Here is a 14,708-nt window from a genome sequence, read left to right as displayed (position 1 = left end):
CGGCTGCTCCGCGCGGTCACGCTGCGAGCCTGGTCCTGTCATCGATCCAGGCATGAATCCGCCGCTCGCTCGCCAGCCGGTCCCACTGCCGCTCCGGATAGTTGAAATTGTCGGTGAACTCGTCGCAGAGCCCGCGATCCTGCGCCATGGTGAAGATCAGCCGGCCCATCGCCTCCGACGGCGGCTGCAGCATCAGATTGGTCCAGCGCGCGGCGGCGAGCACGCGGTTCTCGCGCGCGCGATCGACCGTCTCGACGAAGCGGTCGTCGAACGCCACCGCCTCGGTGATCGCCTTGCCAAGCTCGAACGCGGCATAGGAGGCCATGTTGGCACCCTGGCCCATCATCGGATCGACCACGGAATGCACGTCGCCGAGCGCGATCGCGATCTTGCCGTCGTCGAAGCTGACCGAGGAGCGCCGCACGGTCGGCACCACGGCGCCCTGCAAGAGGTCCAGCGGCTGCAGATCGAAGCGGTGCGTGTCGATCCGGTTGTAGGTGTGCGGATGGTGCTTCTCCAGCTTGTCGAGCAGCGTCCGCCGGAAGCCCGAGGGATCGGCGTCGTAGTTGAGCGACACCAGCTCGGCCATGTCGCCGCCGGGAATGTTCTCCATCAGCAGCGCCGTCTTCATGCCGCCGAAGGTGAGCGTCGGGATCACGATCATCTCGCCATGCCCCGGCGAGACCGACAGCGTCACGCCGCGCGGATCGTCGCCGTCGGGGCTGCCGTGGTCGACGCCGTCATAGAGGCCGACGCAGAGCAGGCGCTGCGGCTGGTTGTAGGGCGACAGCTCCGGCCGGTGGCTGAACATCCGCCCCAGCGCGCCCTTGCCGGTCGACACCACGAGCAGGTCGAAGCGCGCCACCAGCGCCGGAATGTCGTCGTCCTGAATGCTGGCATATTCGATCGCGCCGCCGCGATCCTCGAAATCCTTCATCAGCGCCGGCAAATAGATCCGATAGTCGACGGCCCGGCTCGGCTGCTTGAACGCGCCGCGGAAGAGCAGGGGGCTGCCCGGAAAATTGAAGAAGTGATCGTGGTGGTGATAGACGACATCAGGATCGTCCCAATGATTCACGCCGAGCTCGTTCTCGCGTGCGACCGTGACGCCGTGGTGCGCTACCGTGTTCATCAGCCGCGTTGCAGCATACTGCTCGGGCTCGCGGTCGGTCAGGACCGTCACCCGGACGCCATGCTTTTGCAGATAGAGCGCGAGATGCAGCCCGCCGATGCCGGCTCCGACAATGCCAATCGACTTCTCCATGGTCTCCCTCCGTTTGATTTTTTGAGAGGCTAGACCAGGCCGCCTCCTGACGTATACGGAATGAGGAGAATAAAACTCATTCCGGGGAGGAATGGATGGACCGGATCGACGCGCTGCAGACCTTCATCCGCGTCATGGAGGCCGGCAGCTTCACCCAGGCCGCGGCCGATCTCGGCTTGGGACAACCGGCGATCACCAAGCGCATCGCGCTCTTGGAGGAGCAGTTCGGCTGCCGCCTGTTCGTCCGCACCACGCGCAAGCTGCGTCCGACCACCGAGGCCGATCGCGTCCTCAAGCTCGCCAAGGACATCGTCACCTTGTTCGAGAGCGCGGGCATGCCGTCGCCGAAGCGCGTCGGCGCGCCCTCGGGCACCTTGCGGATGACGGTGCCGACCTCGTTCGGCCGCTTCTTCTTCGCCGACATCTTCGCCGAGTACGGCCGACGCTATCCCGAGGTGCGGCTCGACATCCGCTTCACCGAGCAGTTCGTCGATCTCGTCGAGACCGGCACCGAGCTCGCCATCCGCATTGGCGTGCTCAGCTCGAGCTCGCTGGTCGCGCGGCGCGTCGGCACCGTGAAGCGGCTGCTGGTCGCGGCGCCCACGCTGCTCGCCCGGCACCGTCAGCCGCGGCTGCCGAACGATCTGCGCGAGCTCCCCTGCGTGACCTATTCGCGGCTGTCGCCAAAGAACGAATGGAGCTTCGAGTCCGAGACCGGCCGCCACGTCGTCGGCATCACGCCATCGCTCACGTGCGACGACGCCGACATCATGACCCTGGCCGCGCTGGAAGGGCTCGGCGCTGCCGTGCTGCCGGACTGGTGCGCGGTGGAGCATATCGCGTCGGGCAAGCTGATCCACTTGCTGCCCGACTACGACGTCCCGTCGCTGCCGCTGCACGTCGTCTATCCCGATCCGCAATGGATGTCGCATAGGGCGCGTCTGTTTCGCGACCTGATCATCGAGCGCGCCGATGTGTTCGCGATCAATGCGCCGCAATGAGAGAATCGTAGGGTGGCAAAGGCGCACAGCGACGCGCCAGCGTCGCGAGCACCGTGCCCACCGTTCCACAACATGATCGCGATGGTGGGCACGCGCCGCCTTCGGCGCCGCTTTGCCCACCCTACGTTTGCGCCGTCATTGCGAGCGAAGCGAAGTAATCCATAGTTCCTGGGTCGCCCTGGGTTGCTTCGCTTCGCTCGCAATGACGATCATGCTATGGCTCTGTCTCAAGTGATCACTACGAATTGCGACGCGAGGAAACGACAATGCGACTGGCCGTGATTTCCGATGTGCATGGCAATCTTCCGGCACTGGAGGCTGTGCTCGCCGACATCGCGACCCGCAGCGTCGATGCCACCGTCAATCTCGGCGACTGCGTCACCAGCCCGCTATGGCCGCAGGAAACCTTCGAGCTGCTGCAGTCGCTGGCGCTGCCGACGGTGCGCGGCAATCATGACCGCTGGATCGAGGAATGGCCGGAGGAGAAGCTGTCGCCGGCCGGCCGCTTCGCGCGTGCGGCGCTCACGCCTGAGCAGCGACGCCAGTTGCATGCCTTGCCGGCGCGGATCGCGTTGGAGCAGGGCATTCTTGCCGTCCACGGCACGCCGGATGACGACAGCACCTGCCTCCTCGAAGAGATGCTCGACGACGGCCGCTACGTCTCGGCGCGTCGCGACGTGCTGGCCGCGCGTCTCGTCAATCTCGGCGGCGCCACGCTGGTGCTGTGTGGCCACAGCCATCGGCAGGCGATGGTGCAGGTGCCGCGCGGTCCCCTGGTGGTCAATCCCGGCAGCGTCGGCTGCCCCGTATTCGGCGACATCCCCGTCGCTGCCCAGCTCGAATATCGCTCGCCGCACGCGCGCTATGCCGTTCTGACGGAGCGGCGCGGACATTGGCAGGCGGAGTTGTTCGCGCTCACCTACGACTGGGATCGCGCCGCGGCGCGCGCCATGGAGAACGGGTTTCCGCGTTGGGCCAGCGCCTACGCATCCGGCGCGGTGATCTGAGGGATCGGTCCGAGCGCGGCGCGACACTGGCCCTCGCGCGTGCCCGTCGGGCAAATCGGTGGCGCGGCCTTGTGTATTCTTCGAGCGTCAGCCGGTGCGGCCGGCGTCGAATCCGTCTGCGCGCCGAAAGGATTTTCGTCAGTCGCTTCAAGCTGATTTGCCCTGTCCAGTCCCGCGTCGAAAAATTTCGTTGTTTCTTTTTATCAGAAATCATGCTTCGTTCAGGTCGTCCCGCCCCGGCACGAGGGGCGTATCGCGATCGTCACGACACGCGGGGTGGGATGCGACGGGCGCTGTGGACTGCAGCACGGATGATGCCGTGCGGACGAACAGTCCTGGCGCACGCCGAAATCGCATGGTCCTGGTCTCCCGATGCTGAGGCCAAGCCGGTGGGGACGATGATCCGCCGGTCACGGGGGCAATCAAGCCGGTCCCCGGGGAGAGTGCGTATAAGGCGTAGAGCCGTCGCGCAGGGAATGCCGGTTGACCGGCTGGACCTGTGGTGACTGCCGCCTGCTTTTTTTCTGCAGGCGGGCCATGGGTTGCGGCCAGCACCCGGCATTCCCTGCGCCCTCGACCTCAACGAGGGTGAAATCGACGATCATGACTCGGGCATATCGTGCCGCGAGAACGACGAGTTGCATCCAGCCCTGTCAGCGCGCGCGTTCGGAGCTTCCGTAATTCTACGGGCGGGACAATTAACGCGGCTGAAGCAGCCGGTCAGGCATGGCAAGGGATCACAAGGAAGGTTCTGCGCGCTCATGAATTGGCCTGGGGATCCCACGCGCTCGAAGCGAACGGCCGGTGGCAGCCCGCTGGGTGCCTTCTTCCTTTGGATCGGCGGCTTCGGCGCCATCGAAGGTCTCGACGATGAAGCGCTGACCGAGCGCGATCGCCGGCGCATCCGGGCGCAGCAGGTCGATGCCGTCGCGCGCCTCGTCCCCGTGACCATCGGCATCAATTTCGCCAACGCGGCGATCATTCTCGGCGTGTTCTGGAACACCGTCTCCAATCTCTTCCTCATCGCGTGGGGCGCCGCGATCGCCGTGGCCGGCGGCATGGCGCTGCGCGGCTGGTGGCGCGCGCGCAAGTCGCGGCCGCAGGAGGCGTCCGAACGCGCCATCTCCCGGATGACGCTCCAGGCGTTTTTCTTGGCGACCATCTGGGGATCGCTGCCGCTGATCGTGATGCCGCAGGTCGATCCGCATCTGCAGATCATCGTGGGCTCGCTGATGACCGGGATGATCTCCGGTGGCGCGTTCGCGATGTCGAGCGTGCCGCGGGCCGGCCTCGCCTACACCTGGACCCTGATGCTCGCCTCGGTGGGGTCGCTGTTTCTGTGCGGCGGCGCGACCTATCTCGTGCTCGTCGTGTTCCTGCTGCTCTACACCTCGTTCATGGTGCGTCACCTGGTGTCGCACGGCAACGTGTTCCTGGAGAACCTGAAGGCGCAGATCCGGCATGAGCGCCAGAACGAGACGATCTCGCTGCTGCTGAAGGAATTCCAGGAGAACGCCGCGAGCTGGCTGTGGCAGACCGATGCCGAGGGCCGTCTGATCGACGCGCCGCAGCGCTTCGCCGACGTGGCGCAGCTTCCGCTCGATCAGCTCAAGGGCGAGCGGCTGATCGATACGCTGAAATATCTCTGCCCGACGGATACGGCGACGCTTTCGACTCTCGCCGACCGCATGGCAAAGCGGCTGTCGATCCCGGAGATCCTGATCCATGTCGTGGTCGCGGGCGGCGAGCGCCGCCGCTGGGCGCTGACGGCGCGGCCGGCGCGCGACCATGAGGGCAAGTTCGCGGGCTATCGCGGCTTCGGCCGCGACGTCACCGAGCGCTGGCGGGCCGAGCAGGCGGAGGCCGAGAGCCGTGCCAAGTCGGACTTCCTGGCGATGATGAGCCACGAGATCCGCACGCCCATGAACGGCGTGCTCGGGCTCGCCTCGACCCTGCTGGAGACAAAGCTCGACGATGAGCAGCGCCACGCGGTCATGACGATCCGCGAGTCCGGCGACAATCTGCAGCGCATCCTCAACGACATCCTCGATCTGTCCAAGCTCAATGCCGGCAAGCTCGAATTCGAGACGGTGGATTTTTCGCCGGCAGCCCTGGTCGAGGCGGTCACCGCCATCATGGGGGTCAATGCGAAATCGAAGAGCCTGCTGGTCAACGCGGACATCGATCCGAAGCTGCCGCCGGCTCTGAAGGGCGACGTGGCGCGCATTCGCCAGGTCCTGATCAATCTTGCATCGAACGCGGTGAAGTTCACCGAGCGCGGCGGCATCACCATCGCCGTGGCCTGCCGCACGCGCGACGACCACAAGGCGACGATCGAATGGCGGGTCTCCGACACCGGCATCGGCATTCCCGCCGATCGGGTCGGCAAGCTGTTCACGGATTTCGCCCAGGCCGATGCCTCGATCAACCGCCGCTTCGGCGGCACCGGGCTGGGGCTTGCGATCTCCCGGCGCATCATCGAGCAGATGGGCGGGGTCATCGCGGTGTCGTCGGTACAGGGCGAAGGCTCGACCTTCCGCTTCAGCCTGACCTTGCCGTGGAGCGACAAGCAGGTGTCGGGTCAGCGCGCCGACCGTGTCGGCGCCGGCGACCTCAAGGCGCGGATCGGGGCGCTCGGCCGTCCGTTGCGCGTCCTGATCGCCGAGGACGACGCCACCAACCGCATGGTGGTGTCGAAGATGCTGCAGGAGTTCGCGGTCGAGAAATGCATCGTTCCGGATGGCTTGCAGGCGGTGAAGGCGGCCGACGAACAGGAGTTCGATCTGGTGCTGATGGATGTCCGCATGCCGGAGATGGACGGCATCACCGCGACCCGGACCATCCGGGCGAGGGGCGGGCGGCTCGCCGGGCTGCCGATCATCGCGCTGACCGCGAATGCCTTCCCGGACGACATCAAGCAGTGCCGCGAGGCCGGCATGACCGACTTTTTGGCCAAGCCGTTGCGCAAGCCGGCCATGGTGTCGGCGATGCTGAAGGCAATCGGAACGCCCGCACCGAGCGTTGAAGGGCCAACGCTTGCGCCGTCCGACGGCCCTGCCGTCATCGCGGAGGTCTGACCGATACGACGGAGGCTAGACCGAGAAGCTGGTGCCGCAGCCGCAGGAGGCGGTGGCGTTGGGATTATTGACCCGGAACGAGGCGCCCATCAGGTCGTCGACGAAATCGACCTCCGAGCCGGCGAGGAACGGCACCGAGGCCGGATCGACCAGCACCACCGCGCGATCGCGCTCGATGACGAGATCGTCGTCCGCCTTGGCGCGGTCGATGTCGAACTTGTACTGGAAGCCGGAGCAGCCACCGCCTTCGACCGAGATGCGCAGCATCGCGCCGGCGCTCTCCTTGCCGAGGATCTCTCCGATGCGGCGGGCGGCGCGTTCGCTGATGGTGACGGGGCCGGTCGAGGCATCAGTCATGGCAATGGGTCTCCGGGAGGCGCGTCATGCCCTATTCATTTGGTGCCGGGCACGCCCCATAGTTAAGTGGGCTCCGTCGAGGAATCAAACCGCAAAAGGAACAATCGCCCGTGTCGGTCGGAATGGCTGCCCCCCGCGCTCCCTATTCCTGCGATCCCGATCGCAGCCGGGGCCGCCTGTTCGCCGAGCCGCCGTCCCGCACCCGCAGCCCCTTTCGCCGCGATTGCGACCGGGTGATCCATTCGACCGCCTTCCGACGGCTCAAGCACAAGACCCAGGTGTTCGTCTTCCACGAAGGCGACCACTACCGCACCCGTCTGACCCATTCTTTGGAAGTCGCCCAGATCGCCCGCGCGCTCGCCCGCCAGTTCGGCCTCGACGAGGACCTGACGGAGACGCTGGCCCTGGCGCATGATCTCGGCCATCCGCCGTTCGGCCATGCCGGCGAGCGCGCGCTGAACCGCTGCATGGCGGACCATGGCGGCTTCGACCACAATGCCCAGACATTGCGCATCGTCACGTCGTTCGAGCAGCGCTACCCGGATTTCGACGGTCTCAACCTGACCTGGGAATCGCTCGAGGGCATCGTCAAGCACAACGGGCCGTTGCAGGCGCCGATCCCGCCGGGAATTACCGAGTTCAACGCCCGGTTCGACCTGGAGCTGTGGAGCTACGCCTCGCTCGAGGCCCAGGTCGCGGCGCTGGCGGACGACATCGCCTATGATGCCCACGACATCGACGACGGGCTGCGGGCCGGCCTGTTCACGGTCGACGACCTCAAGGAGATTCCGCTGCTGGCCGCGATGATCGCCGAGATCGACCGCCAATATCCGGCGCTCGATCCGATCCGGCGCGGCGCCGAGCTGGTGCGCGAGCTGATCTCCTACCTGATCGCAGCCGTGGCGGCCGAGGCCGAGCGCCGGATCGCGCGGGCACAGCCGATGTCGCCTCACGACATCAGGCGGCACAGCGGGCCGCTGGTGGCATTTCCGGCCGATGTGGCCGAGCATGAGGCGACCATCAAGGGGTTTCTCTGGCAGCGGATGTACCGCCATGAGCGGGTGATGCGGGTGATGCGCGACGCAGAGCGCATCGTCGCCGACCTGTATGGCCGCTACCATGAGGACGGTTCGACGCTGCCCGCAGGCTGGCTGGACGGTTGCGAGGGCGAGGGCGATCGGGCTCGCCGCATCGGCCACTTTATCGCCGGAATGACGGACCGTTTCGCCTTAACGGAGCACCACCGGCTTTTTGACTCGACTCCGGATTTGCGTTAGGCGGCGGCATGGTCGAACAAGCTTCCACCCCTTACCTTTTTGCCGACATGCTCGCGCGTGTCCACGCCATCTGCGCCGCGCTCGCCAAGGATGGCGGCTGGCCCGAGGGCATCGATTTTTCGCGCGTGGTGGTCGAGCCGCCGCGCGATCCGAGTCACGGCGACATGGCCACCAATGCGGCGATGGTGCTCGCCAAGGAGGCGAAGGCCAAGCCGCGCGATCTCGCCGAGCAGATCGCCGAGCGGCTGCGGGCCGACGAACTCGTCGCCAAGGTCGACGTCGCCGGTCCCGGCTTTATCAATCTGACGCTTCAGCCGGTGGTCTGGGCGCAAGCGCTCGGCACGATCCTGCGCGAAGGCGCTGCCTACGGCTGCGTCGCGCCGGTGCCCGGCGCGCCGAAGGTGAACGTCGAGTACGTGTCGGCCAATCCGACCGGGCCGATGCATGTCGGACACTGCCGCGGCGCCGTGTTCGGCGATGCGCTATGCAGCCTGCTGCAGTTCGCCGGGCGCGACGTCACGCGCGAGTACTACATCAACGACGCCGGCGCGCAGGTCGACGTGCTCGCGCGCTCCGCCTTCCTCCGATATCGCGAGGCGCTCGGCGAGGATATCGGCGCGATTCCGGATGGGCTCTATCCCGGCGACTATCTCAAGCCGGTCGGGCAGGCGCTCGCGAGCGAGTACGGCGACAAGCTCAAGGCGCTCGCTGAGACCGAGTGGCTGCCGATCGTACGCGACAAGGCGATCGCGATGATGATGGCCGAGATCAAGGACGATCTCGCCGCGTTGAACATCCGTCATGACGTGTTCTTTTCGGAGCGCTCGCTGATTGCAGGTAGCACCAACAAGGTTGCCGACACGATCGAGTTCCTGCGCGAGCGGGGCGACGTGTATGAAGGCCGTCTGCCGCCGCCAAAGGGCGCGCCGGTGGAGGATTGGGAGGATCGCGAGCAGCTCCTGTTCCGCGCCACCGCCTATGGCGACGACGTCGATCGTCCACTGATCAAGTCGGACGGCAGCTACACCTATTTCGCCTCCGACATTGCCAACCACCGGCACAAGTTCGAGCGCGGCTTCGCCGACCTGATCGACGTATTCGGCGCTGATCACGGCGGCTACATCAAGCGCATGCAGGCGGCGGTGAAGGCCGTCACGGCTGCGCAGGCAGTGCTCGACGTCAAGGTCGTGCAGCTCGTCAAGCTGTTGCGCAATGGCGAGCCGGTGAAGATGTCGAAGCGCTCCGGCGACTTCGTCACCTTGCGGGAAGTTGTTGATGAAGTGGGGCGCGATGCGGTCCGTTTCATGATGCTCTACCGCAAGAACGACGCCGTGCTCGATTTCGACCTTGCCAAGGTGATCGAGCAGTCGCGCGACAATCCCGTGTTCTACGTCCAGTACGGCCACGCGCGAGGGCATTCGATCTTCCGCAATGCCCGGGAAGGCCTGCCCGAATTGCCGGAGGCGGAGGGCGCGCGACTCGCGTTCCTGGCGCAGGCGAATCTCGAAAAACTATCCGACCCGGCTGAACACGACCTCTTGAAACGGCTGGCGCTGTACCCACGTACGGTTGAGAGCGCGGCCGTAGCGCATGAGCCGCACCGGATCGCCTTCTACCTATATGAACTTGCAAGCGAATTTCACGCCCTCTGGACGCGGGGGCGGGATTTGCCCTATTTACGCTTCATTATCGATGATGATGCAGAATTGACCAAGGCACGTTTGGCCATGGTTCAGGGCGTCGTCTCGGTTCTGGCGTCGGGACTTGCGATCTTGGGCGTTAATGCTCCTGATGCAATGCGCTGATTGGGGGAAACACACGACTTCAGTTGGGGGCCTCAATCTGGCAGGGTCCGCCTTAGGACGCATATGCGGCTCACCCGCAGGGACGCTTCATCACGATGGCTGATCGTTACCAGGACAGACCCTTTCCCGCTGATGGTTTTGGCCGTGGTGGAAACCAGCAGGCCGATGCCGATCCGCTCGCCGAACTCGCTCGCCTGATCGGGCAGAACGATCCTTTTGCCGCGTCGGGTCGGGCAACTCCGCAACCTCAGTCGCGTCCGATGGTGCGCCCCGCCGCGCCCGCGCCAGAACAGCCGGTTCCCGGCATGCCTCCTGCCGGCGCTCCGGCCTGGATGCAACGTGCCCAGCCTGCCGCCGCCAATCCCTTCGCCGACATCGGCCGCGAGCCGCCGCAGCCGGCGCCGGCACCGCCGGCCTTTCCGGCGGGCTATCAGGATCCGCGCGGCCAGCCGGGCTTCCCGGACCAGGATTTCGCGCCCGCGCCCCGGCAGCAGCAGGGTTATCCGAACGCGGAGTTCGCCGACCAGCTGTCCAAGCTCGACTACAGCGTCGGGGAGTCGCGCCACGGGTTCGCCGAGAACGACCGCGACTACAACCGCGACAACGGCTTCGATGACAACGAGCCGGACTCCTCGCGCTATGACGATGCGCTGTTCGGGCAGATGGGCTCGGGACAGCAGGGGTTTCAGGGCGACAACGATTTCCAGGACGGCCAATACGGCTATCAGGACGGCTACGACGAGGGCGAGGAAGAGGAGCGGCCGCGGCGGCGCAGCGGCATGAGCACCGTGCTCGCGGTGTTGACCCTTGCAGTGGTCGGCACCGGCGGCGCCTACGGCTACAAGACCTACATCTCGTCCGGCCGCACTGGCGAGCCGCCGATCATTCGCGCCGACAACAGTCCGACCAAGATCATGGCCCAGCAGGATCCGACGCCGAAGGTGCCGGATCGCCTGCTCGGCAATGACGGCGGCGAGAAGCTGGTGTCACGCGAGGAGACGCCGATGGATCTGAACGCCCGCGGCGGCAATCCGCGCGTGGTGTTCCCGCAAATGAACCAGAATGCGGCTCCGCCGCCGGTCAGCGCCGGGGCGGCCCCGATGTCGCAAATGGCCAACGCCAATGGCATTTTGCCCAACAGTGATCCGCGTCCGATCAAGACGCTGTCCGTGACGGGGGGCAATCAGGCCGCAGCGGCCGATCCGCCGATGCCGGCGACGCCTGCAACCAAGCCGGCGGCGACGCCGAAGGGCCGCAAATCGCCGGCCAACGCCAACGCGTCGGCCGCCAATGACAGCCCGATGCCGCTGACACCGCAGGCCGCCGCACCGGCGCGCATCGCCGCGGCCGTGCCGGTCACCGAGCAGACCCAGAATGATCGCACCGGCGGCTATCTGGTCTCGATCTCGTCGCAGGCCAGCGAGGCGGAGGCGATGTCGTCCTACAAGGCGGTGCAGGACAAATACGGCGCCGTGCTGGGCAAATATGAGCCGATCATCAGGCGGATGGATCTGGGTGAGAAGGGCGGTGTCAGGTACCGCGCAGCCGTCGGGCCCTTCGCGACGAAGGAAGAGGCCAACAAGATGTGCGGATCGTTGAAAACCGCCGGCGGACAGTGTTTCCCGTTTAGCAACAATTAAGGCCTGCTTGACCGCCCCCGAGGCGGGGTCTATGCGGCCCGCATGACCATGCGGGCTTTCATTACCGGCATCTCCGGGCCTGATCTCACCGACGCCGAGCGCGCGTTCATCCGCGAGTTCAGCCCCTGGGGTTTCATCCTGTTCAAACGCAACGTCCAGTCACCCACCCAAGTGACTGCACTGGTTGAGGAATTAAGGGCCTGCGTCGGCCGCGCCGACGCTCCAGTCCTGATCGACCAAGAGGGGGGCCGGGTGCAGCGGCTGGGGCCGCCGCATTGGCCGGCCTATCCCGCCGGCGTGGTGTTCGACCGTCTCTACGATCTTGATTCGGCCGCAGGCCTCCGTGCCGCTTGGCTCAGCGCCCGCCTGATCGCCGACGACCTGCTCAAGCTCGGCATCACCGTGGATTGCCTGCCGCTCGCCGACGTCCCCGTCGCCGGCGCTGATGCCGTGATCGGGGATCGGGCTTATGGCACGACGCCAGAAAAGGTGGCGGCGATCGCCCGGGCGGTGACGGAGGGGCTGGAGCAGGGCGGCGTGCTGCCGGTGCTGAAGCACATTCCGGGGCATGGCCGGGCCGCCGCCGACACCCATTTCCGGCTGCCGACCGTGGACACGCCAGAAGCGGAACTCGACGCAACCGATTTCGCCGCCTTCCGGCCGCTGGCCGACCTCCCGATGGCGATGACTGCACATGTTGTGTTTAGCGCGATCGACGCCGCCCATCCGGCCACGACTTCTGCGACAATGATCGAACGGGTGATTCGCAAACGGATCGGGTTCCAGGGTTTGTTGATGAGTGATGACGTTTCCATGAACGCATTGGCCGGATCGATCGCCGAGCGCACGCGTGCGATCGTGGCGGCCGGCTGCGACATGGTTCTTCACTGCAACGGCCGACTGGACGAGATGCAGGCGGTCGCGGCCGAGACGCCGGAGCTGGCCGGCCAGGCTCTGGTTCGCGCCGATCGCGCGCTTGCGGCGCGCAAGGCACCTACAGGCTTCGATCGTGACGCCGCGCGCGGCGAGCTCGACGCCTTGATCAACCGGCTGGGATCCGCGAGCGCATGACCGCTGAAATTCTGTCGTTTGAAACCGGCCGGCCCACCACGGAGCTGGCCGAGGCCGAACCGGCGTTGGTCGTCGACGTCGAGGGCTACGAGGGCCCGCTCGATCTGCTGCTCGCGCTGGCGCGGCAGCAGAAGGTCGACCTCGCCAAGATCTCGATCCTTGCGTTGGCCGACCAGTATCTCCAGTTCATCGAGGCCGCGCGCAAGATCCGGCTCGAGCTCGCCGCCGACTACCTCGTGATGGCGGCGTGGCTGGCATTCCTGAAGTCGCGTCTCCTGTTGCCCGAGCCGCCAGCGCAGGAAGGGCCGAGCGCCGAGGAGATGGCGACCGCGCTCGCCAACCGGCTGCGCCGCCTGGAGGCGATCCGCGAGGCCGCCAATCGTCTGATGAATCGTCCGCAGTTCCAGCGCGACGTGTTTCCCCGCGGCAATCCGGAAGAGATCGCGGAAGTCCGCCGCCCGAAGTTCACAGCCACCCTGTTCGACCTGCTGTCGGCCTACGCCATTCAACGGCAGGCACGTGTCGTGACATCCGTTCATATGGCCAAGCGCACCGTCTGGTCGCTCGCTGAGGCGCGCGCGTCGCTCGAACGGCTCGTCGGTATGACCGAGGTGTCGGACGACTGGGGATGTCTCGACGACTATCTCCTGAGCTACGTCGCCGAGCCGGCCCAAAAGGCTACCGTCTTCGCATCGAGCTTTGCGGCCGTGCTGGAGCTGGTCCGCGAAGGGCAGCTCGAGCTGAACCAGAAGCAGGCGTTCGCGCCGCTGTATTTTCGTAAGCGTCCACCGATCCAGCCCGGCGCCATGGCTGCGCCGGACTTGACGGTTGAGTAACGAAGAAGGAGACCCTGCCATGGCAAGCTTGGCGGAACTGCGCATGGAAGAGCCCGACGAGATCGCGGCGAGCGAGCCCGAGGTGCGCCCCGAAGAGTTGCGCATCCTCGAGGCACTCTTGTTCGCCTCGGCCGAGCCGCTCGAGCAGGCCACGCTTGCCAAGCGTATGCCTGAAGGTGTCGATATCAAGGCTGCGTTGGCGCAACTGCAGGCGGAATACGCCAATCGCGGCGTCAACCTCGTGCGCGTCGCCAACAAGTGGACCTTCCGTACCGCCGGTGATCTCGCCTGGCTGATGACGCGCGAGAGCACCGAAACGCGCAAGCTGTCACGCGCGGCGATCGAAGTTCTGGCCATCGTTGCCTATCACCAGCCGGTGACGCGTGCCGAGATCGAAGAGATCCGCGGCGTCGTCACCTCCAAGGGAACGTTGGACGTTCTGTTGGAGACCGGCTGGATCAAGCCACGCGGGCGCCGCAAGACCCCTGGCCGTCCGCTGACCTTCGGCACCACCGATGCGTTCCTGGCCCAGTTCAGCCTGGAGACCCTGGGCGATCTGCCAGGCCTGGAAGAGCTGAAGGGCACGGGCCTGCTGGATTCCCGCCTGCCGACCGGCTTCACCGTCCCGACGCCATCGGACGATCCGACGCTCCGGGAGGACGAGGAGCCGCTGGATCCGGGCGATCTCGATCTGGCGCTTGCGCCGGCGGTCGAGGCCGAACCTGGCGAAGCCGAAGCTGCGGAAGACGAAACGGCCGAGATGGAAACGGTCGCAGCCGACACGGCTGCGGCCGAGGTCGCCGAAGGCCAGATTGCGACCGCCGAGGCCGCTGTTCGGGACGACACCTCGTCGCAGGTCGCTATTGGCGATCTGGAACTGCCGGGCGCCGATGCGGAAACCGAGATCACCGAGGTGGACTTGGCCGTCGAGGAGATCGAGGTCGGGCCGGACGACGGGGCCGTTATCGAGCTCGTCGAGCTGTCTGCCGACGCTGACGCTCAGGTAGACGACGAGGCAGAGGCAGAGGCAGAGGTCGACGCGGCGGATGAGGAGATCGACGCGGCCGATGACGCGCACGACCGCGATACCGACGACAACGGCTCGCCGCACTAAAACTAGCGGCCGGGGCTGTTAACACTCGCGTTATTGCGTAGGTCCGGCCGCGATTTGTCGGACCTTAAGTGCTTGTTTTTGGAGGCATTGGCGCCTACCTTCCGGCCAGATCGGGCTGTCCGCGCGCTATTTTGGCCAGTGACAGGCCGCGTTCGTGTTGCTGTTTCGCAATCGAATGCTAGAAGCGAAGTGTCGCGGTCAAGTCCATGGATATGGCGCGGTTTCGGCGGTAGCGTCGACGGGCAGTCGGGTGAAGGCT

At 66.0% G+C, this 14,708-nt stretch carries 11 protein-coding genes; 9 read left to right on the top strand and 2 right to left on the bottom strand.

The features are described from left to right. Positions 1-16 precede the first annotated feature (16 nt). Positions 17-1,264: a styrene monooxygenase subunit StyA gene (gene styA, locus QX051_RS02880; RefSeq protein WP_315774970.1), complete on the bottom strand. Its 1,248-nt coding sequence runs from the start codon at positions 1,262-1,264 to the stop codon at positions 17-19. Positions 1,265-1,359: 95 nt separating this feature from the next. On the opposite strand from styA, the gene QX051_RS02875 reads away from it, so the two are divergent. The 3 genes from QX051_RS02875 to QX051_RS02865 all read left to right on the top strand — a co-directional run bounded on the left by QX051_RS02875 (position 1,360) and on the right by QX051_RS02865 (position 6,349). Then, the gene (locus QX051_RS02875) at positions 1,360-2,265 is read left to right on the top strand and encodes a LysR family transcriptional regulator (RefSeq protein WP_315774969.1); all 906 of its coding nucleotides are present in this window, start codon (positions 1,360-1,362) and stop codon (positions 2,263-2,265) included. A gap of 266 nt (positions 2,266-2,531) precedes the next feature. Further along, positions 2,532-3,272 carry a metallophosphoesterase family protein gene (locus tag QX051_RS02870; protein WP_315774968.1) on the top strand — a complete coding sequence of 247 codons (741 nt, stop codon included), beginning with the start codon at positions 2,532-2,534 and terminating at the stop codon, positions 3,270-3,272. A 761-nt stretch (positions 3,273-4,033) separates the two neighbouring features. Continuing rightward, entirely contained in the window at positions 4,034-6,349 is a 2,316-nt protein-coding gene (locus QX051_RS02865) for an ATP-binding protein (protein ID WP_315774967.1), read from the top strand. Positions 6,350-6,364: 15 nt separating this feature from the next. On the opposite strand, the gene erpA is transcribed toward QX051_RS02865, so the two are convergent. After that, the gene (gene erpA / locus QX051_RS02860; RefSeq protein WP_315711699.1) at positions 6,365-6,706 is read right to left on the bottom strand and encodes an iron-sulfur cluster insertion protein ErpA; all 342 of its coding nucleotides are present in this window, start codon (positions 6,704-6,706) and stop codon (positions 6,365-6,367) included. Positions 6,707-6,816: 110 nt separating this feature from the next. On the opposite strand from erpA, the gene QX051_RS02855 reads away from it, so the two are divergent. From QX051_RS02855 to scpB, 6 genes are all read left to right on the top strand, one after another. Beyond that, the gene (locus QX051_RS02855; RefSeq protein WP_315774966.1) at positions 6,817-7,983 is read left to right on the top strand and encodes a deoxyguanosinetriphosphate triphosphohydrolase; all 1,167 of its coding nucleotides are present in this window, start codon (positions 6,817-6,819) and stop codon (positions 7,981-7,983) included. An 8-nt stretch (positions 7,984-7,991) separates the two neighbouring features. Then, complete coding sequence (gene argS / locus QX051_RS02850; RefSeq protein WP_315774965.1) at positions 7,992-9,788, top strand: arginine--tRNA ligase; 1,797 nt, start codon at positions 7,992-7,994, stop codon at positions 9,786-9,788. Between the two features lie 95 nt (positions 9,789-9,883). Beyond that, complete coding sequence (locus QX051_RS02845) at positions 9,884-11,428, top strand: SPOR domain-containing protein (protein WP_315774964.1); 1,545 nt, start codon at positions 9,884-9,886, stop codon at positions 11,426-11,428. 42 nt (positions 11,429-11,470) lie between these two features. Continuing rightward, entirely contained in the window at positions 11,471-12,499 is a 1,029-nt protein-coding gene (gene nagZ / locus QX051_RS02840; RefSeq protein ID WP_315774963.1) for a beta-N-acetylhexosaminidase, read from the top strand. Next, entirely contained in the window at positions 12,496-13,335 is an 840-nt protein-coding gene (locus tag QX051_RS02835; RefSeq protein WP_315738149.1) for a ScpA family protein, read from the top strand. The genes nagZ and QX051_RS02835 overlap by 4 nt, the downstream gene beginning before the upstream one ends. A gap of 19 nt (positions 13,336-13,354) precedes the next feature. Beyond that, entirely contained in the window at positions 13,355-14,449 is a 1,095-nt protein-coding gene (gene scpB / locus QX051_RS02830) for an SMC-Scp complex subunit ScpB (protein WP_315774961.1), read from the top strand. Positions 14,450-14,708 lie beyond the last annotated feature (259 nt).

The sequence above is a fragment of the Bradyrhizobium sp. SZCCHNR1053 genome (assembly GCF_032381235.1).
Lineage (GTDB): Bacteria > Pseudomonadota > Alphaproteobacteria > Rhizobiales > Xanthobacteraceae > Bradyrhizobium.
Note: the sequence above shows the minus strand (reverse complement) of the source record. Positions and strands in the feature narration are given on the sequence as shown.

Excerpts from the sequence above, each read along its gene's own strand:
- styA (WP_315774970.1), bottom strand. The coding sequence starts at position 1,264 with ATGGAGAAGTCGATTGGCATTGTCGGAGCCGGCATCGGCGGGCTGCAT.
- QX051_RS02875 (WP_315774969.1), top strand. The coding sequence starts at position 1,360 with ATGGACCGGATCGACGCGCTGCAGACCTTCATCCGCGTCATGGAGGCC.
- QX051_RS02870 (WP_315774968.1), top strand. The coding sequence starts at position 2,532 with ATGCGACTGGCCGTGATTTCCGATGTGCATGGCAATCTTCCGGCACTG.
- QX051_RS02865 (WP_315774967.1), top strand. The coding sequence starts at position 4,034 with ATGAATTGGCCTGGGGATCCCACGCGCTCGAAGCGAACGGCCGGTGGC.
- erpA (WP_315711699.1), bottom strand. The coding sequence starts at position 6,706 with ATGACTGATGCCTCGACCGGCCCCGTCACCATCAGCGAACGCGCCGCC.
- argS (WP_315774965.1), top strand. The coding sequence starts at position 7,992 with ATGGTCGAACAAGCTTCCACCCCTTACCTTTTTGCCGACATGCTCGCG.
- QX051_RS02845 (WP_315774964.1), top strand. The coding sequence starts at position 9,884 with ATGGCTGATCGTTACCAGGACAGACCCTTTCCCGCTGATGGTTTTGGC.
- nagZ (WP_315774963.1), top strand. The coding sequence starts at position 11,471 with ATGACCATGCGGGCTTTCATTACCGGCATCTCCGGGCCTGATCTCACC.
- QX051_RS02835 (WP_315738149.1), top strand. The coding sequence starts at position 12,496 with ATGACCGCTGAAATTCTGTCGTTTGAAACCGGCCGGCCCACCACGGAG.
- scpB (WP_315774961.1), top strand. The coding sequence starts at position 13,355 with ATGGCAAGCTTGGCGGAACTGCGCATGGAAGAGCCCGACGAGATCGCG.